Source organism: Sphingosinicella sp. (assembly GCF_041916975.1).
Taxonomy (GTDB): Bacteria; Pseudomonadota; Alphaproteobacteria; order Sphingomonadales; family Sphingomonadaceae; genus Sphingosinicella.
This window is the reverse complement of sequence record NZ_JAYRYK010000001.1, coordinates 3870884-3892010: the sequence shown is the minus strand read 5'-3', so window position 1 is coordinate 3892010 and position 21127 is coordinate 3870884. Positions and strand designations below refer to the sequence as shown.

Sequence of the window (21127 nt, the reverse complement as noted above, 5' to 3'; positions counted from 1 at the left end):
AGGGTTTCGTATGCAACTCGTGATCGTCGAATCCCCGGCGAAGGCAAAGACGATCAACAAGTATCTGGGTTCGGACTACAAGGTCCTTGCCTCGTACGGCCACGTCCGCGACCTGCCGGCGAAGGACGGATCGGTCGAGCCCGACCACGACTTCCGCATGAAGTGGGAGGTTTCCGCCGACCGCTCGCGGCAACTCAAAGAGATCGCCGACAGCGCGAAAACCGCCGACACGCTGATCCTCGCGACCGACCCTGATCGCGAAGGCGAGGCGATCAGCTGGCATCTCTATGAGCATTTGAAGGCGAAGAAAGCGCTGCCGCCCAAGGTGCAGCGCGTGACCTTCAACCAGATCACCAAGAGCGCGGTGACGCAGGCGATGGCCGCCCCGCGCGAGCTCGATACGCCGCTGATCGACGCCTACCGGGCGCGGCGCGCACTCGACTATCTCGTCGGCTTCACGCTTTCGCCCGTGCTGTGGCGCAAGCTGCCGGGCGCGAAATCGGCGGGGCGCGTACAATCGGTGGCGCTGCGCCTTGTGGTGGAACGCGAACGCGAGATCGAGGCGTTCAAGACGCGCGAATACTGGACGGTGGACGGTCAGTTCCAGACCGCAGCGGGGCAGGCTTTCACGGCACGGCTGACGCACTGGCAGGGCAACAAGCTCGACAAGTTCTCGCTGAACAATTCAGCGCTCGCCAACGAGGCGCGCGCCGACGTGGCGGCGGGCGACTATGTGGTCGCGTCGGTCGAGAAGAAGCCGGTGTCGCGGAACCCCGCCCCGCCCTTCACGACCTCGACGCTGCAGCAGGAAGCCGCACGCAAGCTGGGGCTTTCCGCAACGCAGACGATGCGGACCGCGCAGACGCTCTACGAAAGCGGCCTCATCACCTACATGCGGACCGACGGTGTCGACATGGCGCCCGAGGCCATTGCCGCGGCGCGCGATGTGATCGCCGAGGACTTCACCGGGCGCCACCTGCCTGAGAAGCCGCGTTTCTATACGACGAAGGCGAAGAACGCGCAGGAAGCGCACGAAGCGATCCGCCCCGTCGACATGCGTCGACGCCCCGCGAAAGCCGGGCTTTCGGGCGATGAGGCCCGGCTCTACGAACTGGTCTGGAAGCGCACGCTCGCAAGCCAGATGGCGGCCGCGAACCTTGAGCGCACGACCGTGGACCTCAAGGACAAGAACGGTCGCGCCGACCTGCGCGCCACCGGACAGGTGACGATCTTCCCCGGTTTCCTCGCGCTCTATCAGGAAACCGCCGACGACCCGGAGGACGAAGAGGGCGACGACGGCAAGCGCCTGCCGAAGATCGAAAAGGGCGATACGCCAGCGATTCAAGGTGCGCACGCCGATCAGCACTTCACCGAGCCGCCCCCGCGCTATTCGGAAGCGAGCCTCGTGAAGAAGATGGAGGAGCTCGGCATCGGGCGCCCCTCCACCTACGCCTCGATCCTGCAGGTGCTGAAGGACCGCGCTTATGTGCGCATCGAGCAGAAGCGCTTCCACCCCGAGGAGAAGGGCCGGCTCGTCACCGCGTTCCTCGAACGCTTCTTCGAACGCTATGTGAGCTACGACTTCACGGCCGGGCTTGAGGAACAGCTCGACGAGATTTCCGCCGGGAGCATCGACTGGACGGCGGTGCTGCACGCCTTCTGGAAGGATTTCCAGCCGAAGACCTCCGAGATCCTGGAGCTGAAACCCTCCGAGGTGACGACGGCGCTCGACGAGTTCCTGGCGCCGCTGCTGTTTCCGGATACCGGCGACGGGAAAGACCCGCGCGTCTGCCCGGTGTGCGGCAACGGGCGGCTGAGCCTGAAGACCGGCAAGTTCGGCGCATTCGTCGGCTGTTCGAACTACCCCGAGTGCCGCTTTACGCGGCCGTTCGCGAGCGAGAACGGAAACGGAAACGGCACGGGCGAAGGCGGCGACCAACCGCGCCTGCTCGGCGAAGATGCGGGCGAGCCGATCACCATCCGCTCGGGCCGCTTCGGCCTCTTCATCCAGCGCGGCGAAGGCGAAAAGCCGCCCCGCGCCTCGATCCCGCGCGATGTGGACGCAGCGACGATCGAACTCGACATGGCGGTGAAGCTGCTCGCGCTACCGCGCGAGGTGGGCATGCACCCGGAGACGGGGCTGCCGATCACGGCCTCGATCGGGCGCTATGGCCCGTACCTGATGCATGACGGCAAATATGCGCGCCTGACGTCGACCGCCGAGGTGTTCGAAGTCGGCATGAATGCCGCCGTCGTGAAGCTTGCCGAGCAGAAGAAGGGCTTCGAGCGCAAGGCGCCTGCAGCCCTGAAGGAACTCGGCGCGCATCCCACATCGGGCGCGGCGATCAAGGTGATGGATGGCCGCTACGGCGCCTACGTGACCGACGGCACCACCAACGCGACGCTGCCCAAGGGCACCGACCCGCAGGCGCTCACGCTGGAAGCCGCCGCGACGATGATCGACGAGAAGGCCGCCAAAGGCCCGGCGAAAGGCAAGGGCAAGCGGAAGGCCCCGGCGAAGAGCGGCGCGAAGAAAGCGCCTGCAAAGAAGGCACCCGCGAAGAAGAAGGCGGCGAAATAGCGGCGATGGCGGAACGCTTCGAACGTCACAAGCAGCCTTGGACCGCCGCCGAGATCGACAAGCTGCACACGCTGGCGAAGAAGGACATGGCGCTGAAAGCCATCGCCAAGGCGCTCACCCGCAGCGAAGAATCGGTGAAGGACCGCGCGAAGGCGGACGGGCTGAACATCGCGCGGCTGCGGTAGGGTCGGAAGATATCCCTCGCTATTCGAGGTGGCGTTCCACATCCATCCGCTGGTGCAGGATGCGCACGATCACAATGTCGTGCCCGGTCTCGCGATAAAAAACGAGATGCGAGCCGACCGCGTATTTGAGATATCCGCCCGAAACATCGGCAATGCCGCCGGATCGCTCGCCACTCGCCAGTTTTTCGAACGCAGCGGCGAAACCGGCATGATAATCTTCGGCCTGTATGAGCGACCAGCGCCGGGCCGTGTAGGCGAAAATGTCTTCGAGATCGACTTCGGCACGCGGCGTAAGGCGGAAACCTCCAGCCCTACCCGCCATGCCGGGCGCGCATCCGTTTCAGGAAGGCCGCATTGTCGAACCGCTGCGGCTCTCCCGAGGTTTCGCCTTCCGCAAGCGCGGCCTGAAGCGCGCGCACCCTTGCCTCCCGCTCTTCGAGGAGTCGCAAGCCCGCGCGGACGACATCGCTCGCCGAGCCATAGCGGCCGCTGCCGACCTGCATATCGATGAAACCGCTGAAATGCTCACCGAGGGAAATTGATGTATTTCGCGCCATACCGCCTCCATTGATGCCAATATATACCAAGATATGGTATTTTCAACGTAACTTGACCGCTGAAGTCGACAACGCCACATAGGCGCGGCGAGGCCACGTCCTCCCCCTTCATGGGTATCAAGTCCGGGACGGCCCGGCTCTTTGGAAGAGGAGCGCCGTCATGGCCTGGGTGTATCTTGGAATTGCGGGACTTCTGGAAATCGTCTGGGCCTTCTCGATGAAGCATTCGGACGGGTTCACGCGGCTGACGCCGAGCATCGTTACCATCGTCGCGATGATCGCGAGCTTCGCGCTACTTTCCATCTCGATGAAGACGCTGCCGCTCGGCACGGCCTACACCGTCTGGACGGGGATCGGCGCGGTAGGGGCGTTTCTGGTTGGCGTCGCGGTGCTGGGCGAAAGCGTCAGCCCGATGCGCGTGCTTGCCGCCCTGATGATCGTGGGCGGGCTCGTGCTGATGAAGCTTTCGACACGGTAAGGGCTTGCCGCGAGGCGCGGGAGGCCCGACATGGGTGGGAATGGCGAAACGTCCCACCCCCGGCCTCCCCACCCGCGAACAGATCCTGAGCTTCGTCGAGGAGTCCTCCTCCCCTGTCGGCAAGCGCGAGATCGCCAAGGCCTTCGGGCTGACCGCGCAGGACAAGATCCTGCTGAAAGCCATGCTGAAGGATATGGCGAACGAAGGGCTGCTCGATAGCGGACCGGGCCGAGCCTTCCACACGGGCGGCGGGTTGCCCAAGGTGACGGTGCTGAAGGTCGTCGGCATCGAAGGCGGGCGCGCCGTGGCGGTGCCGGAAAGCTGGGCGAACGACACGCCCGCGCCGAAGGTGCGCGTCGTCGAAGGGCGGAAGCGCGCGGCGCTTGCCATGGGCGACCGCATCCTCGCGCGCATCGAGGAAACGGGGCGCGGGCACCTTGCGCACGTGATGAAGAAGATCGGCGCGTCCTCCGAAGACGCGCTGCTCGGTGTGCTGCGGCGCGACGCGTCGGGCTGGTTCCTCGTGCCGACGGACAAAAGGCTACGGTTCGACCTCAAGATCACCGACATTGGTGAGGCGGACGCAGGCGACCTCGTGCTCGCCGAGCAGTCGGGACGCGGGGCGCGGGCGACGGGGCGTGTGGTCCAGCGGCTCGGCGATCCGATGGCGCCGCGCAGCTTCTCGCTGATCGCGATCCATGAAAAGGGCATTCCAAACGTCTTTTCCGAAGCGGCCGAGGCCGAGGCGGAAAAGGCTGCGAAGCTGCCGCTGGGCGACCGCGAAGACCTGCGCGACCTGCCACTCCTCACCATCGACCCCGCCGACGCGCGCGATCACGACGACGCGGTGTGGGCGGCGCCAGACGACGATCCCGGCAACCCCGGCGGCTTCAGGGCGATCGTGGCAATCGCGGACGTCAGTTTCTACGTGCGCCCCGGCAGCGCGATCGACCGCGAGGCGCGCGAGCGGGGGAACAGCGTTTACTTCCCCGACCGCGTGGTACCGATGCTGCCCGAGGCGCTCTCCACCGACGCCTGCTCGCTGAACGCGAATGAGGACAAGGCGGTGCTTGCCTGCCACCTGACGATCGCGTCGGACGGTACTGTGAAGGCGTGGCGCTTCACGCGGGCGGTGATGCACGGGATCGCGAACCTTGCCTACGAGACGGTGCAGGAGGCGATCGACGGAAAGATCGAGCACGCGCTGACGGAGAGCGTGCTGCGGCCGCTGTGGGCGGCGTGGACCGCGCTCAAGGCCGCGCGCGACAGGCGCGATCCGCTGGCGCTCAACATGCCGGAGCGGCGCGTCATTCTCGACGAGAAGGGGCGCATCGCGGAAATCCGCGTACGCGAGCAGCTTCCCGCGCACCAGCTGATCGAGGATTTCATGATCGCGGCGAACGTCGCGGCGGCGAAGGCGCTGGAGGCCAAGACCTCGCCGGTCGTGTACCGCGTGCACGAACGGCCCAGCCGCGAGAAGCTGGTGGCGCTTGGGGACTATGTGAAGTCGCTCGGGCTCAGCCTCGCGCTCGGGCAGGTGGTGACACCGACGACGTTCAACCGGCTGCTCGCGCGGATCACCGACCCGGCGCTGCTGGAGCAGGTTTCCGAGCAGGTGCTGCGCAGCCAGGCGCAGGCCTTCTACGGCACTGACAACCTCGGGCACTTCGGGCTCGCGCTCGGCAGCTACGCGCACTTCACTTCGCCGATCCGGCGCTATTCGGACACGCTCGTCCACCGGGCGCTGGTGCGGGCGTACAAGCTCGGCGAGGGCGGGCTCACCGACGAGGAGATGCGCGCCCTGCCCCGCACCGCCGAGCATATCTCGATGACCGAGCGGCGGGCGATGGAGGCGGAGCGCGACACAATCGACCGATACGTTGCGGCCTATCTCGCGCAGCATGTGGGCCAGATCGTCCGCACGCGGATCAGTGGGGTGACGCGCTTCGGGCTGTTCGCGAGCGTCGAGGGCGTGGGCGGCGACGGGCTCATTCCAATGTCGATGCTGGGCGCCGAACGTTTCCACTTCGACGAGAGCGCCAAGACCATCGAGGGACTGACGACGGGCGTGACCTACCATGTCGGGCAGCGGCTGGAACTGCGGCTCGCCGACGCGAACCCGATCAGCGGCGCGCTGCGCTTCGAGTTTCCCGATGGGCCGGCGCCGCGCGCCGGAAAGCGGCCGCCACCGCAGCGCAAGGGCCGACCTCCGCTGCCGAAGGGCACGGGCAAGGTGCGGCGGAAACGGTAGGACTTATGCCGCGTCGAGCAGGCTGAACATGCGATCGATGCGCGGCTGAAGCGTCGTGACGTTCGTCAGCGTTTCCTCGGCGGCGTGGACCTCGGCGGCGAAATCGCTGAAGCCGAAAGCCTTCGCGAGGCCCTTCAGCGAATGCAGCTGACGCCGCACCTCGCCGTGGCTTCCCGCAAGCAGAAGCAGCTGGATATCCTCCAGCTTGTCGGACAGCTCCTGATGCAGCGATTCGAAGTCTTCGTCGATCATGCCCCAAGCCTAGTGGGAAAGTCGTTAGAACACGGTTAAGCAGCTGCCATGCCCGTGAGCCTGCTCGGATTCGCCTGGGACGCCAGTTCCTCCTACGCACGCGGCGCGGCACTTGCGCCTTCGGTGGTGCGCGGCCTGCTGTTCAGCGAAGCATCCAGCCCCTACAGCATTGACGGCATCGATCTTGCGGATGCGTTCGGGGACCGGCACTTTCCGGACCTGCCAGAGGACGCCGCAGAGGCGCGCGCGATCATGACCGCCACGGTTGCCGCCGCGCTCAAAGCCGGCCGCCGGCCGCTCAGCATCGGCGGCGACCATTCGGTGACCTATCCGATCCTCAGCGCCGTGAAGGCAGCACACGGGCCGGTGAACGTGCTGCATGTCGACGCGCATCCCGATCTCTACGAGGAGCTGGGCGGCGACCGCTGGTCGCACGCCTGCCCCTTCGCCCGTGCGCTTGACGACGGCTGCATCGCGAACCTCGTGCAGGTCGGCATCCGCAGCGCGACGCCCGAGCAGCGCGCACGCAGCGCGGCGGCGGGCGGCGTGATGCTGGGCGCCGACGAATGCGACCGCGTGCCGTGGGAGCGGCTCCAGGGGGCGGTCTATGTCTCGATCGACCTCGACGGGCTCGACCCGGCGTTCGCGCCCGGCGTTTCCCACCCGGAACCCGGCGGGCTTTCGACGCGAGAACTGCTGACGCTGATCGCGCGCGTGCCGGGCGAGATCGTGGGCGCCGATGTCGTGGAGCTGAACCCCGAGCGCGATATCAGTATGCTGACGGCAGGCGTTGCGGTTCGTCTCGTCAAGGAACTGGCCGCCAGAATGCTGTGACGCCGCTTGACTCTGCCGGGCGTTTTCGGCATTAGCCCGCCCGTAAGCGCGGCGCTCAGACGCCGCGTTCTTTTTTGTAACTCTTGAGATCAAGCGCAAGGACTGCCGCGCCATGGCCAAACCAACAACCGTCAAGATCAAGCTCGTCAGCTCGGCCGACACCGGCTTCTTCTATGTGACGAAGAAGAACCCGCGCACGCAGACCGAGAAGTTCACCTTCCGCAAGTACGATCCCGTCGTGCGCAAGCATGTGGATTTCAAGGAAGCGAAGATCAAGTAAGGCGGCCCAGCCGCCTTCACTTCCCGCCCGGTAGCCTCAGGCGTACTGGCGGACGGTTTCGATAAAGCGCATCACCGAGATCGGCTTCGCGATATACGCCTCGCAGCCGCCGGCCTTGATGCGCTCTTCATCGCCCTTCATCGCGAACGCGGTGACCGCAACGACGGGAATGTCGCTCAGCGCCTCGTCGCTTTTCAGCCAGCCGGTGACCTCGAGCCCCGAAACTTCGGGCAGCTGGATATCCATGAGGATGAGATCGGGACGGTCCGCGCGCACCAGATCGGGCACGCTGCGCCCGTCGCGCGTTTTCATCGTCCGATAGCCGTGCGCTTCCAGAAGGTCGCAGAACAGCTTCATGTTGAGGTCGTTATCCTCGACGACGAGGACGGTTTTCTGCATGGTCCCCTCTTCGCAAACCTGACCGCGCATATGGCCCCGCGGATCGGCCTGCCGAACAATCGCCTTGGCGAATGGTTGATACAATCCTAATTGTCCAGAGTTAATGACCTCTTACCAAACAGCCTTAACCCGCGAGGAGGCCGAAGTGATGGCGCTGCACGCCCTGGCGTGGGTTGCAAGCGACGAACGGCTCGGGGGGCGCCTGCTGGCGCTGACCGGACTCGACGCGGAAACGCTGCGCGCACATGCCGGAAGCCGCGAAGTGCTGGGCGCGACGCTCGATTTCCTTGCTGCGCACGAGGCCGACTTCATCGCCTGCGCCGAAGCAATCGGGGCCGAGCCCGCACGGCTCGCGGCGGCGCGCGGGGCGCTCGGGCAATGACGAAGCCGCTTCTCATCTGCGACTGCGACGAGGTGCTGCTGCACTTCGCGGGACCGTTTCGCACCTATCTCGACACCGCGCACGCGCTCGAACTCAACTTCGAGAGCTTCGCGCTTTCCGGCAACATCCGGCGCAAGGCGGACGGCAGCCTCGTTGAACGGAAGGACGTGCGAACGCTCGTCGACGGCTTCTTCGCGGATGCGATGGAGGGTCAGCCGGTCGTGGACGGTGCGGTCGAGGCGCTGGCTGCGCTTTCCGATCCCTACGAGATCGTCATCCTCACCAATATCCGCGATGCTTACCGCGACCGCCGACGCGCGCAGATCGCCGCGCTCGGGATGCCCTTTCCCGTCTATGTGAACGACGGGCCGAAGGGGCCTGCGGTGACCACGCTGATGCGCGAACACGGCCGCGACGCCGCCGTGTTCATCGACGACTTGCCGCCGCACCACAGTTCGGTAAAGCAGGACGCGCCGCACGTGCACCGGCTGCACATGGTCGCCGATCCGGAGCTGAGGCCCCTGATCCCGGCTGCGGACGATGCGCACGCACGGATCGATATCTGGTCTCAGGCATTACCGTACCTGCTGCGGCAGGCGGCGCGCTGACGACCTGAATGCAACGAAGGGGAATCTCCGGTCATGAGTATTGAAGCGCGTCTTGCCGAGCTTGGAATCACGCTGCCGAAAGCCGCTGCGCCCGCGGCGAACTATGTGCCGTGGGTTCTGCAAGGAAACACGCTGTACATATCCGGCCAGATTCCTTTCCGCGAGGACGGCACGCTCGTGCTCGGACGGCTTGGCGAGGACATGGATGTTGCGGCCGGTCAGGCGACGGCGCGGCTCTGCGGCATCGGCATTCTTGCGCAGGCGCAGGCCGCGCTCGGCAGCCTCGATCTAATCGATCGCGTGCTGAAGCTCGGCGCGTTCGTTTCGAGCACGGCGAATTTCTTTGACCAGCCGAAGGTTGTCAACGGATGCAGCGACCTTATGGTCGAGGTTCTGGGAGACGCGGGACGGCACGCGCGCAGCGCGGTGGGCGTCCCTGCCCTGCCGCTTGGCGTTGCGGTCGAGATCGATGCCGTGATTGCCGTGAAGGTCTGAACGGAACCGGATGCTGCGAAACACGACCCGCGATCTCGACTTCCTGACGCGCCAGCCCTTTGCGCACAGGGGGCTTCACGACACGAAGGGCGTACCCGAAAACAGCCGGGCGGCGTTCGAACGCGCGATCGCGGCGGGCTATGGCATCGAACTCGATGTGCGGCTGACCAAGGACAAGGACGCGGTGGTGTTTCACGACGCGGAACTGCCGCGCCTCGCCAACGCCGGAGGCCGCATCTCCGACCTGACGACGGGTGAACTCGGCGCGTTCCGCCTTTCCGGCACCGACGAGCCGATCCGCACGCTGCGCGAGGTGCTGAGCGAGATCGGCGGCCGCGCGCCGACACTGGTGGAGGTGAAATCGCCGGGACGGCGCGGCTATGGCAGCCTGTGCCGCGCAGTGCGCCGGGCGCTGGAAGGCTCGAACGGATGGACGGCGGTGATGTCGTTCGATCCGCGCATCGTGCGCTGGTTCCGGGAGCACAGCCCGCAGACCGTGCGCGGGCTCGTGGTGACGAAGGACGGCAGCGGCAATGCGGGGCTGCGCGGCTGGCTTTCGCGCAACCTCGCCGCCCGCGCCACGCGCCCGCACTTCATCGCCTGCGATATCAAGGCGCTGCCCTTCGGCTTTGCCGAGCGCCAGCGCCGCAAGGGCCGCCCGGTGCTGACCTGGACGGTGCGCGACGACGAGGAGCGCGGGCGGGCACAGGCATACGCCGACCAGATCATTTTCGAGGACGCCCCGGAACACGCATGACCGGCACGCCGGCGACTTTCCGGATCGCAACCTCGGCGGCGGACATCCCCTCGGCGGCGTGGAACGCCTGCGCGGGGGACAACAACCCGTTCACGCTGCACGCCTTCATCACCGCGCTGGAGGACTCCGGAAGCGCGATTGCGACCGCCGGATGGCAGGCGGCACACGCGGTGCTGGAAGATGCAGACGGCGGCATCCTCGGCATCGCGCCCGCCTATGCGAAATCGCACTCGCAGGGCGAATATGTGTTCGACCACGGCTGGGCGGACGCGTTCGAGCGCGCGGGCGGGCGCTATTACCCAAAGTATCAGATGGCGGTGCCGTTCACGCCCGCGACCGGCCCGCGCCTGCTGCTGAAGGATGCCGCCCACGCACCCGCGCTGATCGCCGGGATCGAGCAGTTCTGCGAACGCCAGAAGATCTCGTCCGCACACGCCACCTTCATCGCGCCCGAACAGGTGCCGCTGTTCGACGCGGCGGGGTGGCTCATTCGGCATACCGAGCAGTTCCACTGGCACAACGCCGGATACGGCAGCTTCGAAGACTTCCTCGCCAGCCTCGCCTCGCGCAAGCGCAAGACCATCCGCCGCGAACGGCGGGAGGCGGCGGAGAGCGGCCTTCGCATCGTCGCGCTTTCCGGCGCGGACATCAGCGAGGCGCACTGGGACGCGTTCTGGCACTTCTATCAGGACACGGGCAGCCGCAAATGGGGCCGCCCCTATCTGACACGCGCGTTCTTCAGCCTGATCGGCGAACGCATGGCCGAGCGCGTGCTGCTGGTGCTGGCGATGGACGGCGACACGCCGGTGGCCGGCGCGCTCAACTTCATCGGCGGCGACTGCCTTTACGGGCGCTACTGGGGGGCGGTGCGCGACCTGCCCTTCCTGCACTTCGAGCTCTGCTACTACCAGGCCATCGACTACGCGATCACGCACGGCCTTTCCCGTGTTGAAGCCGGAGCGCAGGGGCCGCACAAGCTGGCGCGCGGCTATGTGCCCGTGGTGACGACGTCGGCACACCATATCGAGCACCCGGGGCTGAGGCGTGCGATCGAGGAGTATCTGCAACACGAACGTCCGGCGATCGCGGCAGATATCCGCGCGATGGAGAGCTTCACGCCCTACCGGCGCGGTTCATAGAGGCGGGCGCAGGCGCGGCCCGCCTGCTTCGCCGCGTAAAGCGCCACATCGGCGGCCTTGACGAGATCGGCGGCGTTTCCGGCATGATCGGGATAGAACGCCACGCCGACGCTTGCGGTGCTCTCCGTCACGTCTTCACCGCCCATCGTTCCGGCATGAACCGCCTGCGCCGCGAGCATCATCACATCCTCGCCGTGCCGATCGGCATCGGACACGATGATCGCGAACTCATCGCCGCCGAGGCGCGCGACCGAGCCGACGGTAAACGCATCGCGCAGGCGCCGGGCGGCACGGCGGAGCAGCGCGTCACCCGCATCGTGGCCGAAGCCATCGTTCACAGCCTTGAAGTGATCGAGATCCGCAAGCATCAGCGCCATGCGGCCGCCGCGCGCATCGGTTTCCCGCATCGCTGCGAGCAGAAGCTCCTGAAAACGCCCCCGGTTCGGCAGCTCGGTGAGCACGTCGTGCGCGGCGAGCCAGCGCAGGCGATCATCGCGTTCGCGCTGCTCGGTCATGTCTGTGCGCGTGCCGATCATGCGCAGCGCACGTCCATTCGCATCGCGTTCCACGACGCGGCCGCGCTCGGCGACCCACACCCAGCCACCATCCTTGCAGCGCAGGCGGTGCTCCAGATTCACCATCGGCTGCTCACCCTTGAGGCACGCGGTGATCCTGCGGTGATGCTCCTCCCGATCGTCGGAGTGGACGTAATCGGCGAAGCCGGCGGCGTGGCCCTGCACCTCGCCCACGGCATAGCCCTGAATCGCGAGCGCGCTGTCGCTGAGCCAGACGTCGCCCGATGTGATGTCCCAGTCCCACACGCCGACACGGGTGCCGTCGAGCGCGAGCGAAAGCCGCGTTTCGAGGCTTTGCAGCGTTTCGGTTGCCGCGCGGCGCTCGCTGACATCGATAACGGCGCCGACATAGCCGTCGTAGCGGCCGTGTTCATCGAACTTGGGCGCGCCGACGTTCAGAACCCATGCCGTGGTGCCGTCGGCCTTCAGGATACGATATTCGATCGCGAACCGCGCCCGCCGCTCCGCCGCAGCATGGATTTCGCCCGGCACGATGAGGCGATCCTCCTCGTGCATCGTAAACACCCAGCTTTCGAGCTGTTCGGGGCTCGTGCCGGTAATCGTGTACCAACTGTCGCTGACGAAACGGACACGACGATCCGCATCCGCCATCCAGATCACGACGGGCAGAGATGCCGAAAATTGCCGGATCTGGGTTTCGTAGCGCTTGCGGAGCGCCGTCTCGCGCGCGAGTTCGGCGCGCAGCCAAGCGAGTTCGTCTTCACGCGACTCGGAAGGCGTCGGCGGAAATGCTTTGATTTCCGATACTTTTCCAGACAACCGCGTCGCCAAGGCGCCAGTCCCCCTGCTGCTCACGACAGCAGGTATAGCAAGCGGCCATTTCGCTTTATTTGCAAGCCCCAAGCGCCTGATTTCTCAGGCTTGCAGTGATTCGGGCAAAAGCTAGTGGCGCGTCTGCATCAAGAACGCACGGGCCTCGCGCTGCGCCGCGGCGACCTCAGCGGGCGTCATCGACGCCGCGACTTCGCTGCGATCAAGCTGGGCGCGCTCGTCGCCCGACATGGCGGCGAGGTTGAACCACTTGTGCGCTTCGACAAGATCGATGTCGACGCCGCTGCTGCCGACCGCATACGCGACGCCAAGCTCGTAGTACGCGTCCGGCTGGCCGGCCATCGCCGCCGCCATCTGCGCGTGGAGAAACTGGACTTCAGTGACTGGATGACTTGCCATTCGAAAATCCCCCTCAACGTGGGGAGATTTGGCGTGCCTTGTTCAAGAAATGGTTAACGCCGAAAAATGGCGGAAACACTGATGCGAATCAGCCGAACAGCGAATTGGCCCGGCGGAACGCGAAGGCTTCCTGACGACCAGCGTGCGCCAGACGGACGCGGCCGGGCGGCATCGTGACGACGGCGCGGGTGCCCCGACCCGGGGACGAAAGCAGTTTGAAGCTCGCCTCGTGCAGCTCCGCGAGCGCCTTGACGAGCGGCAGGCCGAGGCCGCTGCCGGCGAGCATACCCTTGTCGTCGTGCCCGCGCGCGAACGGCTTCATCGCCGTTTCCATCGCGCGCGGCGACATGCCGGGGCCGTTATCGCGCACCTCGATGAGCATACGATCGGCGCGGTCGACGCGCGCGGCGATGGTGAGCTTCACCTTCTCGCCGCCGTACTTGAGCGCGTTGCTGGCGAGATTGACGAGGATCTGGCGGAGCATCCGCGCATCGGCATGAAGAAACGGCAGATCAGCCGCCATCTCGATGGCGACACTCGCGCCGCGTGCTTCGGCCATCGTCGCCAGCATACGGAGCACGGATGCGGCGAGCTGGCGGAGGTCGACCTCGCTTTCATCGAGCGGCGCGGCGTCCGCCTCGATACGGGCGAGATCGAGAATGGAATCGAGCGTCGAGAGCATCCCCTGCGCGGCTTCCCAGATCACCGCGTTCTGGCTGGCCGCGGCGTGCGTACGACCGCTTTCGAGGCCGAGCGCGATGAGCTCGCTATAGCCCGCGATGGCGTTGATCGGGGTTTTGAGTTCGTGGCTGAGATTAGCGGCGAGCATCCGGCGGTCACGACGGAGACGGCGCACCTCGTCGCGCGCACTGCGGGCGTCGCGTTCCCCGCTCTCAACCGCGCGGGCGAGCACCTGCGCAAGCTGCGGCCCGGATATGCGGCCGATCGGCTCCGTCCCCATCACCACTGCGACCCCGCCCGTGAGGCACAGCGCGATGTCGGCGCGTGCGAGGAGTTCGGCAGGTCGGATCGCGGCATCGATCGCCCGGCCGGGAAGACCTTCCCCCGGGGGCTCCATGACATCGCTGAGCCAGTCCTGCATCGAGAATGCTCCGCTGCAAACGGCTGGAATCCTGCACAATCGAGGATGTCCGCCGGGCCTCCTGCAACGGCGTTAATAGTTATTGAGAATTGCTAATGAAAAGTTAACGCGGGCCGATTCTGGCCGTTTAGACGGCCAGATTGTCGATAAGACGCGTTGAACCGAGTCTTATTGCCGACAGGATGCGCGCCGGACGATCAAGATCGGTCACCGGCAAAAGCGTTTGCGCATCGCGAAGCGCGACATAATCGGGCACGAGCCCAGCCGCGCGCAGCGCCGCATCCGCGTCTGCAAGGGCGGTTTCAACCGCCGCCCCGGCACGGATCGCATCGCGCGCCGCCATCAGCGTCTTCGGGAACAACGCGGCGCGGGCGCGCTCCTCCGCCGAAAGGTAGGCGTTGCGCGACGAGAGCGCGAGACCGTCCGCCTCGCGCACCGTCGGCACGCCGACGATTTCAGTCGGGATATCGAGGTCGGCGGCCATGCGGCGGACCGTGAGGAGCTGCTGATAGTCCTTCTCGCCGAACATGGCGAAATCGGCCCCGGCCTGATTGAGCAGCTTCGAAACCACGGTGGCGACGCCATCGAAATGGCCGGGCCGGTGTGCGCCGTCGAGTTCGGCGGTGAGGCCCGCGACCTGAACGCTGCTGGCGAATCCCGCCGGGTACATCTCTTCAACCGCAGGCGCGAAAAGGAGGTGGCACCCTGCCCCGGCCAGCGCCGCCGCATCCTCCGCCTCGCGGCGCGGATAGCGCGAGAAATCCTCGTTCGGGCCGAACTGCGTGGGGTTCACGAAGATGCTGGCGACGACCCGATCGGCGCGGGCGAGACCGGCCGCTATGAGCGCGAGATGCCCGACGTGGAGCGCGCCCATCGTGGGCACCAACGCGACGCGCTGCCCCGCCGCATTCCACCCGCGTACGCGCGCGCGAAGCGCCGCGACCGTCCGCACGGTTTCGAAAGCCTCCGGAATCTTGCCTCTCCTCGATTGACTCCCCGGCGCCCGTGCCTGAAACAGTCCGCCGTTAAACGGAATCCAGCCATCGGGGGCGCGTTCGTTTTATGGCCAAAGCCCATGTCATCGTTCTTGGCAATGAAAAAGGCGGGACCGGCAAGTCCACGACCGCAGTCCACATCGCAGTCGCGCTGATGCACAGCGGCCGCAAGGTCGCCGCCATCGACCTCGATTCGCGGCAGCGCACCTTCACGCGCTACATGGAAAACCGGCAGAGCTTCTCAGACGGCCACGGCCTCGGCCTCAAGACGCCGCGCCTGCAGGTGATCGACGACAACGACAGCCACGGCGAAACGCTGCTCCGCACCACGCTCGACGCGTGGGCACCGGTGGTGGACGTGATCGTGGTCGATACGCCCGGCCGCGACAGCCCCCTTTCGCGCGTCGCGCTCGGCCGCGCCGACACGCTGATCACGCCGATGAACGACAGCTTCGTCGACTTCGACCTCATCGGGCAGGTCGACCCGGACACGTTCAAGGTGAAGCGCCCGAGCTTCTACGCCGAGCTGATCTGGGACGCGCGCAAGGCCCGCGCGAAGACGGACGGCGGATCGGTGGACTGGGTGGTGGTGCGGAACCGCATGTCCTCGCTCGCCGCGAAGAACATGATTCGCGTGGGCGGCGCACTCGACGAGCTTTCGAAGCGCATCGGTTTCCGCATCGCGCCCGGCCTTTCCGAACGCGTCATCTACCGCGAACTCTTCCCGCGCGGGCTGACGCTGCTCGACATCGGCGTCATCGACGACGTGAACATGAGCCACATCGCCGCGCGCAACGAGCTGCGCGAGCTCATCACGAGCCTGGCCCTCCCCGAAACCGAGGAAGCACAGAGCCTCGCCAGCTGATGATCGTGGTCCTCGCCCTTGCGGCGGGAGCGCTCGGCGCGCTGTGGTATACGGGTGCGCTGACACCGGTGCGGCTGCGCTGGATCGGCATCGCCGCGGGCGTTGCTCTCGCGCTGCGCCTGCTGCTGATCGGACAATGGCTGGGCGCGCTCATCGTTGGCGGCGTGACGGTGTGGCTGGCGCTGGGCCAGCGCGTGCCCCGTTCAGGACAGGACATCACGCCCGAGGAGGCGGGACGGCTGCTCGGCATTTCGGCTGACGCTGGCGCGGTGGAGATCAATGCGGCGTGGCGGCGGATGATCGCCGAGGTTCATCCCGACAAAGGCGGCTCCGCCGAAGCCTCGGCACGGATCAACGCGGCGAGGGATACGCTCCTGAAACATCTTCGCGCTAAGGAGCGTTGAGCGCGTAGCTTCGCGATTCTTTCAGCAAGGGCAGTATCTTGGACCGGCACGACTTCCACCCGACATCGCTTCGGGAATACGATATCCGCGGCATCATCGGCGAAACGCTGGGCGAGGACGACGCCTACGCGATCGGGCGCGGCTTCGGCACGCGCGTGCGCCGCGCAGGCGGAACCAAGGTTGCGGTCGGCTATGACGGGCGCCATTCCTCGCCGTCGCTGGAAGCGGCTCTGGTGCGCGGCCTTGAGGACACGGGCTGCGAAGCGCTTCGCATCGGACTGGGGCCGACGCCGATGCTCTATTTCGCCGTGCACCATCTCGACGCGGACGGCGGCGTGATGATCACGGGCAGCCACAACCCGCCCAACTACAACGGCTTCAAGATGATGCTGGGCCACGGGCCGTTCTACGGCGCCGACATCACCGGGATCGGGACGATGGCGGCAGCGGGCGATTGGGAGCGTGGCACCGGATCGAACCGCAAAGTCGATGTTTCCGAGGCTTATGTGCAGCGGCTGCTCGGAGACGTGCCCGCGCATGGCTTCCGCATCGCATGGGATACGGGGAATGGGGCCGCCGGGCCGATCGTCGAGCGGCTGACCGCCGCGATGCCGGGCGAGCACCACCTTCTGTTCACCGATGTGGACGGCAACTTCCCGAACCATCACCCGGACCCGACCGAGGAGAAGAACCTCGTCGACCTTCGCCGCGTCGTCGCTGAAAAGGGCCTCGACTTTGGCCTTGCCTTCGATGGCGACGGCGACCGCATCGGCGCGATCGACAGCACCGGGCGTATCATCTGGGGTGACCAGCTTCTGATGATCCTCGCCGAAGACGTGCTGCGCGACGTGCCGGGCGCGACGATCATCGCCGACGTGAAGGCGAGCCAGGCGCTCTACGATCGCATCGCCGATCTCGGCGGCAAGCCGCTGATGTGGAAGACCGGCCATTCGCTCATAAAGGCGAAGATGAAGGAAACTGGCGCGCCGCTGGCGGGCGAGATGAGCGGGCATATCTTCTTCGCGCACCGCTACTACGGCTTCGACGATGCGATCTATGCCGCCGTTCGGCTGATCGGCGCGGTGGACCGGAGCGGCAAGTCACTCACCGAGCTGCGCGCCGCAATGCCCGCGATGGTGAACACGCCCGAACTGCGCTTCCCCTGCCCCGAGGAACGCAAGTTCGCCGTGATCGACGAAGTGCTGGCGCGGCTGGAAGCGAGCGGCGCGGACGTGAACCGCACCGACGGTGCGCGTGTGAACACCCCCGACGGCTGGTGGCTGCTCCGTGCCTCCAACACGCAGGACGTGCTCGTCGCGCGCGCGGAGGCGGTTTCAGCGGAAGCGCTCGATCGGCTTGTCGCTGCGATCAACGCGCAACTCTCCGCATCTGGCCTTGCGACGCTAACTGCGCACTGAGTTTGATCAGGCCCTGAGCGGGCCTCACATTTCACTTATGTTGCAGTGCACAAAAAGCCTTGACGAGTCGGGCGGACATCCCTATGTTGCAGTGCAGCATAAGGTGTCCCTCTGGAGGTCACGATGGCTGAAGCAGCAAAGGTGGAAGTGAAAGTGGAACCCGTCACCGCGGCGCCGGCGAAGCCTGCCGCCGCTCCGAAGGCAGAAACCGCACCCGCCGTTAAGGTTGAAGCGAAACCGGCGCCGAAAGCCGCCGCGCCCACCCCTGTCGCGAAGCCGAAGGTGAGCCCCAAGGTCGCCGCGAAGGTCGTGGCCAAGCCGGTGAAGCCGGCCCCCGCCAAGGTTGAGGCGAAGGTCGCGAAAGCGCCGGCGCCAAAAGCCGCCAAACCCAAAACAGTGGCCCCCGCAGCCGTATCCGCGAAGGCCAGCGTCCCCCCGAAGCAGAAGGCAGTAATCATGACGATCAATGAAAACGTGAAGAAGCAGACCGAAACCGCGATGGCGCAGGGCAAGGCTGCTGTCGAACAGTTCCAGACGAAGACGCGCGAAGCGCTCGACAAGAGCACCAAGGCCGCCGAGGAGCTGGGCAGCTTCACGCGCGAGAACGTGGAAGCGTTCGTCGAATCCGGCAAGATCGCCGCGAAGGGCTTCGAGACGCTGACGCAGTCGGCGATCGAACTCGCCAAGAAGAACGGCGAAGCCGCCACCACGGCGTTCAAGTCGTTCTCGTCTGCCAAGAGCGCCAACGAGCTGCTCCAGCTGCAGAGCGATTTTGCCCGCACGCAGTTCGACAAGTTCATCGCTGACAGCAGCAAGATGACTGAAGCGTTCGTGAAGCTTTCGAACGACGTGTTCGAGCCGATCTCCAGCCGCTTCGCGGTTGCGGCCGACAAGTTCAAGACGGCCGCCGTCGCCAAGTAAGCGCTGCGCCAGACATTGGTATCGGAAGGGCGGTCGCATCTGCGGCCGCCCTTTTCGTTCATGGTCTTGTTATCGCTGCCGTACCTGCAATATCATGGTGCGGTGCGAAACCTCGTGAGTGAGCGGATGAATGACTGATCGCGAGTCAGACGACCGGAACGGTTCCGGCACGGACACCGGCGTCGCGACCAAGACCAAGCCCAAGACCAAAAAGCCTGCGCTTTACAGGGTCTTGATGCTGAACGACGACTACACGCCGATGGAGTTCGTGGTGGAAACGCTGCGGCGTTTTTTCCGCATGTCCACCGAGGATGCCACGCGCGTGATGCTGCAGGTCCACCACAAGGGTGTCGGCCTCTGCGGCGTGTTTACCTACGAGGTCGCCGAAACCAAGGTGAACCAGGTGCTCGATTTCGCGCGGCAGAACCAGCACCCGCTGCAGTGCACGCTGGAAAAAGCCTGAAACCAATTCGGCTGATTGAAGTTTTTGATTGCAGTCAATGACATAATCCATTGGCGGTGGTTTCCGATTTCCACGAGTGTGCAGCGACGAAAGGAAACATCATGTCCGACACTGAATCCCACATCGGCATCCCCGCAAAAGGCCGCGCCAAGATCGCCGACGGCCTCGCCCACGTCCTTGCCGACACCTATTCGCTGTATCTGAAGACCCACAATTTCCACTGGAACGTCACGGGTCCGATGTTCACCTCGCTGCATGCAATGTTCATGACGCAGTACAACGAGATGTGGCTGGCGACGGACGAGATCGCGGAACGCATTCGTGCGCTCGGCCACTTCGCTCCGGGCAGTTACAGCGCCTTCGGCAAGCTCTCGAGCATCAAGGAAGCGCCTGAGCAGCCGCCCGAAGCTCTGGAGATGGTGAAGCAGCTCGCCGAGGGCCACGAAGCCGTCGTTCGCACCGCACGGAAGGTCTTCCCGACCGTGGAAGACGCGGGCGACGAGGTCTCGGTCGACCTGCTCGTCACGCGGATGCAGTACCACGAGAAAACCGCGTGGATGCTGCGTTCCATCCTCGGCTAACGCTTCCCCTATTGATTCGGGTGAGTTGACGCTTCGGGCGCCTCACCCGAATTTGGGGGCATGGGAGCCTCCGCACCAAAGGTCTGCATCATCGGCGCCGGTTGCAGCGGTTTCACGACCGCCAAGCGGCTCGCCGACCACGGCATTGCCTTCGACATCTTCGAAAAGTCCGACCGTGTCGGCGGCAACTGGGCGTACGGCAACCCGAACGGCGTTTCCGCCTGTTACCAGTCTCTGCACATCGACACCTCGAAAACGCGGCTGCAGTTCGAAGACTTCCCGGTTCCGGCGGACTGGCCGGACTTCCCGCACCACAGCCTGATCGACAGCTATTTCAACGCCTATGTCGATCATTTCGGCCTTCGGACACGCATCCGCTTCAACACCGAAGTGACGGCGTGCCGGCCGCTGGAGGGCGGCGGCTGGGAGGTGACGGCTGGCGGCGAAACGCGGCGCTACGACGTGCTCGCGGTGGCGAACGGGCATCACTGGAAGCCGAACATCCCCGCCTTTCCCGGACATTTCGACGGGGCGCAGATCCACAGCCACGACTACCGCACGCCCTTCGAGCCCGTGAACATGGTGGGCAAGCACGTGCTCGTCGTCGGGCTCGGCAACAGCGCGGTCGATATCGCCTCCGAGCTTTCGCAGCGGCCGATGGCGGCGAAGCTGTTCGTCGCCGCGCGGCGCGGCGTGTGGGTGCTGCCGAAGTATCTCGGCGGCAAACCTTCGGACAAGCAGGCGCTGCCCGAATGGATGCCGATCGGCCTCAAGCGCCGCCTCGCAGCGTTCGTGGTGAAGCGCGCGGTGGGCAGCATGGAGAGCTACGGCCTCCCCGCCCCCGATCACGCGCCGCTCGAGGCGCACCCGACGGTCAGCTCCGAATTCCTGCTGCGCTGCGGATCGGGCGACATCACCGTGAAGCCGAACATCGCGGCGCTCGAAGGCCCAAACGTCAGGTTCGAGGATGGCAGCAGCGAAGCGATCGACGCGATCGTCTATGCGACAGGCTACCAGATCGCGTTTCCGTTCCTGAGCGACGCCGACGCGCCGGTCGTCGACAACCACATCGGGCTTTTCAAGCGCATGATACGCCCGCAGCGGACGGACCTGTGGTTCATGGGGCTCGCGCAGGCGCTGCCGACGCTCGTGAACCTCGCCGAGCAGCAATCGAAGCTGCTCGCGGCTTGGCTGACCGGCACCTATGGCCTGCCGGACGCGGACACGATGCGGCGCATGATCGGCGAGGACGAGGCGCGGCACCAGGGCCACTATTACGCCTCGCGCCGCCACACGATGCAGGTGGATTTCGACGTTTATAAACGCGAGATCGCACATGAACTGAAAGCCGGCAGCAACCGGCGCAAAGACTGGCCGGCGGCAACGACCGCCGCAGCCGCCTGAGGAGGACATC

Annotated in this window: 26 protein-coding genes; 18 read left to right on the top strand and 8 right to left on the bottom strand. The window is 65.7% G+C overall.

The genetic code is table 11. From position 1 onward, the window contains the following. Positions 1-10 precede the first annotated feature (10 nt). Both topA and ACE3TJ_RS18230 read left to right on the top strand, forming a co-directional pair. The gene (gene topA, locus ACE3TJ_RS18235) at positions 11-2581 is read left to right on the top strand and encodes a type I DNA topoisomerase (protein ID WP_374598755.1); all 2571 of its coding nucleotides are present in this window, start codon (positions 11-13) and stop codon (positions 2579-2581) included. Between the two features lie 5 nt (positions 2582-2586). Further along, positions 2587-2766 (top strand): hypothetical protein, encoded by a 180-nt coding sequence (locus tag ACE3TJ_RS18230; RefSeq protein ID WP_374598753.1) that lies wholly within the window; start codon positions 2587-2589, stop codon positions 2764-2766. A 19-nt stretch (positions 2767-2785) separates the two neighbouring features. Here the strand turns inward: ACE3TJ_RS18230 and ACE3TJ_RS18225 are convergent, their stop codons facing one another. Continuing rightward, positions 2786-3088, bottom strand: coding sequence for a type II toxin-antitoxin system RelE/ParE family toxin (locus tag ACE3TJ_RS18225; protein ID WP_374598751.1), 303 nt, complete (start codon positions 3086-3088; stop codon positions 2786-2788). After that, entirely contained in the window at positions 3078-3323 is a 246-nt protein-coding gene (locus ACE3TJ_RS18220; RefSeq protein WP_374598749.1) for a type II toxin-antitoxin system ParD family antitoxin, read from the bottom strand. Before ACE3TJ_RS18220 ends, ACE3TJ_RS18225 begins: the two co-directional genes overlap by 11 nt. Positions 3324-3483: 160 nt before the next feature. Between ACE3TJ_RS18220 and sugE the strand changes: the two genes are divergently transcribed. Together sugE and rnr are read left to right on the top strand one after the other, a co-directional pair. Next, positions 3484-3801 carry a quaternary ammonium compound efflux SMR transporter SugE gene (gene sugE, locus ACE3TJ_RS18215; RefSeq protein ID WP_374598747.1) on the top strand — a complete coding sequence of 106 codons (318 nt, stop codon included), beginning with the start codon at positions 3484-3486 and terminating at the stop codon, positions 3799-3801. A 40-nt stretch (positions 3802-3841) separates the two neighbouring features. After that, positions 3842-6052 (top strand): ribonuclease R, encoded by a 2211-nt coding sequence (rnr, locus tag ACE3TJ_RS18210; RefSeq protein WP_374598745.1) that lies wholly within the window; start codon positions 3842-3844, stop codon positions 6050-6052. A gap of 3 nt (positions 6053-6055) precedes the next feature. On the opposite strand, the gene ACE3TJ_RS18205 is transcribed toward rnr, so the two are convergent. Next, positions 6056-6304, bottom strand: coding sequence for an Hpt domain-containing protein (locus tag ACE3TJ_RS18205; protein WP_374598742.1), 249 nt, complete (start codon positions 6302-6304; stop codon positions 6056-6058). Between the two features lie 54 nt (positions 6305-6358). Here ACE3TJ_RS18205 and ACE3TJ_RS18200 point away from each other — a divergent pair, with 54 nt between their 5' ends. Then, entirely contained in the window at positions 6359-7138 is a 780-nt protein-coding gene (locus ACE3TJ_RS18200; protein ID WP_374598740.1) for an arginase family protein, read from the top strand. Positions 7139-7250: 112 nt separating this feature from the next. Beyond that, positions 7251-7418, top strand: a complete 168-nt coding sequence (gene rpmG, locus ACE3TJ_RS18195; protein ID WP_121047764.1) for a 50S ribosomal protein L33 — start codon at positions 7251-7253, stop codon at positions 7416-7418. Positions 7419-7454: 36 nt separating this feature from the next. On the opposite strand, the gene ACE3TJ_RS18190 is transcribed toward rpmG, so the two are convergent. Next, positions 7455-7817: a response regulator gene (locus ACE3TJ_RS18190; RefSeq protein ID WP_374598738.1), complete on the bottom strand. Its 363-nt coding sequence runs from the start codon at positions 7815-7817 to the stop codon at positions 7455-7457. Positions 7818-7920: 103 nt separating this feature from the next. On the opposite strand from ACE3TJ_RS18190, the gene ACE3TJ_RS18185 reads away from it, so the two are divergent. The 5 genes from ACE3TJ_RS18185 to ACE3TJ_RS18165 are packed head-to-tail and all read left to right on the top strand — an operon-like array spanning position 7921 to position 11198. Further along, entirely contained in the window at positions 7921-8199 is a 279-nt protein-coding gene (locus ACE3TJ_RS18185; RefSeq protein WP_374598736.1) for a DUF3572 family protein, read from the top strand. Further along, positions 8196-8807, top strand: coding sequence for an HAD family hydrolase (locus ACE3TJ_RS18180; RefSeq protein ID WP_374598733.1), 612 nt, complete (start codon positions 8196-8198; stop codon positions 8805-8807). The genes ACE3TJ_RS18185 and ACE3TJ_RS18180 overlap by 4 nt, the downstream gene beginning before the upstream one ends. Positions 8808-8840: 33 nt before the next feature. Next, positions 8841-9302, top strand: coding sequence for a RidA family protein (locus tag ACE3TJ_RS18175; RefSeq protein ID WP_374598731.1), 462 nt, complete (start codon positions 8841-8843; stop codon positions 9300-9302). Between the two features lie 10 nt (positions 9303-9312). Next, positions 9313-10059, top strand: coding sequence for a glycerophosphodiester phosphodiesterase family protein (locus ACE3TJ_RS18170; protein ID WP_374598729.1), 747 nt, complete (start codon positions 9313-9315; stop codon positions 10057-10059). Then, complete coding sequence (locus tag ACE3TJ_RS18165; protein ID WP_374598727.1) at positions 10056-11198, top strand: GNAT family N-acetyltransferase; 1143 nt, start codon at positions 10056-10058, stop codon at positions 11196-11198. The genes ACE3TJ_RS18170 and ACE3TJ_RS18165 overlap by 4 nt, the downstream gene beginning before the upstream one ends. Here the strand turns inward: ACE3TJ_RS18165 and ACE3TJ_RS18160 are convergent. The 4 genes from ACE3TJ_RS18160 to panC all read right to left on the bottom strand — a co-directional run bounded on the left by ACE3TJ_RS18160 (position 11180) and on the right by panC (position 15018). After that, positions 11180-12565, bottom strand: coding sequence for a diguanylate cyclase domain-containing protein (locus ACE3TJ_RS18160; protein ID WP_374598725.1), 1386 nt, complete (start codon positions 12563-12565; stop codon positions 11180-11182). The genes ACE3TJ_RS18165 and ACE3TJ_RS18160 overlap by 19 nt on opposite strands. 111 nt (positions 12566-12676) lie before the next feature. Further along, the gene (locus ACE3TJ_RS18155; RefSeq protein ID WP_374598723.1) at positions 12677-12964 is read right to left on the bottom strand and encodes an SEL1-like repeat protein; all 288 of its coding nucleotides are present in this window, start codon (positions 12962-12964) and stop codon (positions 12677-12679) included. Positions 12965-13052: 88 nt separating this feature from the next. Beyond that, complete coding sequence (locus ACE3TJ_RS18150; protein ID WP_374598721.1) at positions 13053-14066, bottom strand: sensor histidine kinase; 1014 nt, start codon at positions 14064-14066, stop codon at positions 13053-13055. Between the two features lie 127 nt (positions 14067-14193). Continuing rightward, positions 14194-15018: a pantoate--beta-alanine ligase gene (gene panC / locus ACE3TJ_RS18145; protein WP_374598719.1), complete on the bottom strand. Its 825-nt coding sequence runs from the start codon at positions 15016-15018 to the stop codon at positions 14194-14196. Between the two features lie 110 nt (positions 15019-15128). Between panC and ACE3TJ_RS18140 the strand changes: the two genes are divergently transcribed. The 7 genes from ACE3TJ_RS18140 (at position 15129) to ACE3TJ_RS18110 (ending at position 21117) form a co-directional block, all read left to right on the top strand. After that, on the top strand, positions 15129-15926 hold the full coding sequence (locus ACE3TJ_RS18140) for a division plane positioning ATPase MipZ (RefSeq protein ID WP_374598716.1): 798 nt from the start codon (positions 15129-15131) through the stop codon (positions 15924-15926). Next, on the top strand, positions 15926-16330 hold the full coding sequence (locus tag ACE3TJ_RS18135; RefSeq protein WP_374598715.1) for a J domain-containing protein: 405 nt from the start codon (positions 15926-15928) through the stop codon (positions 16328-16330). The genes ACE3TJ_RS18140 and ACE3TJ_RS18135 overlap by 1 nt, the downstream gene beginning before the upstream one ends. A 38-nt stretch (positions 16331-16368) precedes the next feature. After that, positions 16369-17748: a phosphoglucomutase/phosphomannomutase PgmG gene (pgmG, locus tag ACE3TJ_RS18130; protein ID WP_374598712.1), complete on the top strand. Its 1380-nt coding sequence runs from the start codon at positions 16369-16371 to the stop codon at positions 17746-17748. A 123-nt stretch (positions 17749-17871) separates the two neighbouring features. Beyond that, positions 17872-18669, top strand: a complete 798-nt coding sequence (phaP, locus tag ACE3TJ_RS18125) for a TIGR01841 family phasin (RefSeq protein WP_374598710.1) — start codon at positions 17872-17874, stop codon at positions 18667-18669. Between the two features lie 130 nt (positions 18670-18799). Then, the gene (gene clpS, locus ACE3TJ_RS18120) at positions 18800-19132 is read left to right on the top strand and encodes an ATP-dependent Clp protease adapter ClpS (RefSeq protein WP_293782787.1); all 333 of its coding nucleotides are present in this window, start codon (positions 18800-18802) and stop codon (positions 19130-19132) included. 101 nt (positions 19133-19233) lie between these two features. Next, the gene (locus tag ACE3TJ_RS18115) at positions 19234-19713 is read left to right on the top strand and encodes a Dps family protein (RefSeq protein WP_374598708.1); all 480 of its coding nucleotides are present in this window, start codon (positions 19234-19236) and stop codon (positions 19711-19713) included. Positions 19714-19773: 60 nt separating this feature from the next. Next, positions 19774-21117 carry a flavin-containing monooxygenase gene (locus tag ACE3TJ_RS18110; protein ID WP_374598706.1) on the top strand — a complete coding sequence of 448 codons (1344 nt, stop codon included), beginning with the start codon at positions 19774-19776 and terminating at the stop codon, positions 21115-21117. The last annotated feature ends 10 nt before the right edge of the window (positions 21118-21127 follow it).

Bases quoted from the DNA above. Each gene is read 5' to 3' on its own strand.
- ACE3TJ_RS18115 (WP_374598708.1), top strand. From the start codon at position 19,234: ATGTCCGACACTGAATCCCACATCGGCATCCCCGCAAAAGGCCGCGCC.
- clpS (WP_293782787.1), top strand. From the start codon at position 18,800: ATGACTGATCGCGAGTCAGACGACCGGAACGGTTCCGGCACGGACACC.
- topA (WP_374598755.1), top strand. From the start codon at position 11: ATGCAACTCGTGATCGTCGAATCCCCGGCGAAGGCAAAGACGATCAAC.
- ACE3TJ_RS18170 (WP_374598729.1), top strand. From the start codon at position 9,313: ATGCTGCGAAACACGACCCGCGATCTCGACTTCCTGACGCGCCAGCCC.
- ACE3TJ_RS18110 (WP_374598706.1), top strand. From the start codon at position 19,774: ATGGGAGCCTCCGCACCAAAGGTCTGCATCATCGGCGCCGGTTGCAGC.
- ACE3TJ_RS18175 (WP_374598731.1), top strand. From the start codon at position 8,841: ATGAGTATTGAAGCGCGTCTTGCCGAGCTTGGAATCACGCTGCCGAAA.
- ACE3TJ_RS18205 (WP_374598742.1), bottom strand. From the start codon at position 6,304: ATGATCGACGAAGACTTCGAATCGCTGCATCAGGAGCTGTCCGACAAG.
- ACE3TJ_RS18185 (WP_374598736.1), top strand. From the start codon at position 7,921: ATGACCTCTTACCAAACAGCCTTAACCCGCGAGGAGGCCGAAGTGATG.
- ACE3TJ_RS18220 (WP_374598749.1), bottom strand. From the start codon at position 3,323: ATGGCGCGAAATACATCAATTTCCCTCGGTGAGCATTTCAGCGGTTTC.
- ACE3TJ_RS18230 (WP_374598753.1), top strand. From the start codon at position 2,587: ATGGCGGAACGCTTCGAACGTCACAAGCAGCCTTGGACCGCCGCCGAG.
- ACE3TJ_RS18225 (WP_374598751.1), bottom strand. From the start codon at position 3,088: ATGGCGGGTAGGGCTGGAGGTTTCCGCCTTACGCCGCGTGCCGAAGTC.
- rnr (WP_374598745.1), top strand. From the start codon at position 3,842: ATGGCGAAACGTCCCACCCCCGGCCTCCCCACCCGCGAACAGATCCTG.
- ACE3TJ_RS18135 (WP_374598715.1), top strand. From the start codon at position 15,926: ATGATCGTGGTCCTCGCCCTTGCGGCGGGAGCGCTCGGCGCGCTGTGG.
- ACE3TJ_RS18140 (WP_374598716.1), top strand. From the start codon at position 15,129: ATGGCCAAAGCCCATGTCATCGTTCTTGGCAATGAAAAAGGCGGGACC.
- ACE3TJ_RS18150 (WP_374598721.1), bottom strand. From the start codon at position 14,066: ATGCAGGACTGGCTCAGCGATGTCATGGAGCCCCCGGGGGAAGGTCTT.
- ACE3TJ_RS18165 (WP_374598727.1), top strand. From the start codon at position 10,056: ATGACCGGCACGCCGGCGACTTTCCGGATCGCAACCTCGGCGGCGGAC.
- ACE3TJ_RS18190 (WP_374598738.1), bottom strand. From the start codon at position 7,817: ATGCAGAAAACCGTCCTCGTCGTCGAGGATAACGACCTCAACATGAAG.
- phaP (WP_374598710.1), top strand. From the start codon at position 17,872: ATGGCTGAAGCAGCAAAGGTGGAAGTGAAAGTGGAACCCGTCACCGCG.
- sugE (WP_374598747.1), top strand. From the start codon at position 3,484: ATGGCCTGGGTGTATCTTGGAATTGCGGGACTTCTGGAAATCGTCTGG.
- rpmG (WP_121047764.1), top strand. From the start codon at position 7,251: ATGGCCAAACCAACAACCGTCAAGATCAAGCTCGTCAGCTCGGCCGAC.
- ACE3TJ_RS18155 (WP_374598723.1), bottom strand. From the start codon at position 12,964: ATGGCAAGTCATCCAGTCACTGAAGTCCAGTTTCTCCACGCGCAGATG.
- ACE3TJ_RS18180 (WP_374598733.1), top strand. From the start codon at position 8,196: ATGACGAAGCCGCTTCTCATCTGCGACTGCGACGAGGTGCTGCTGCAC.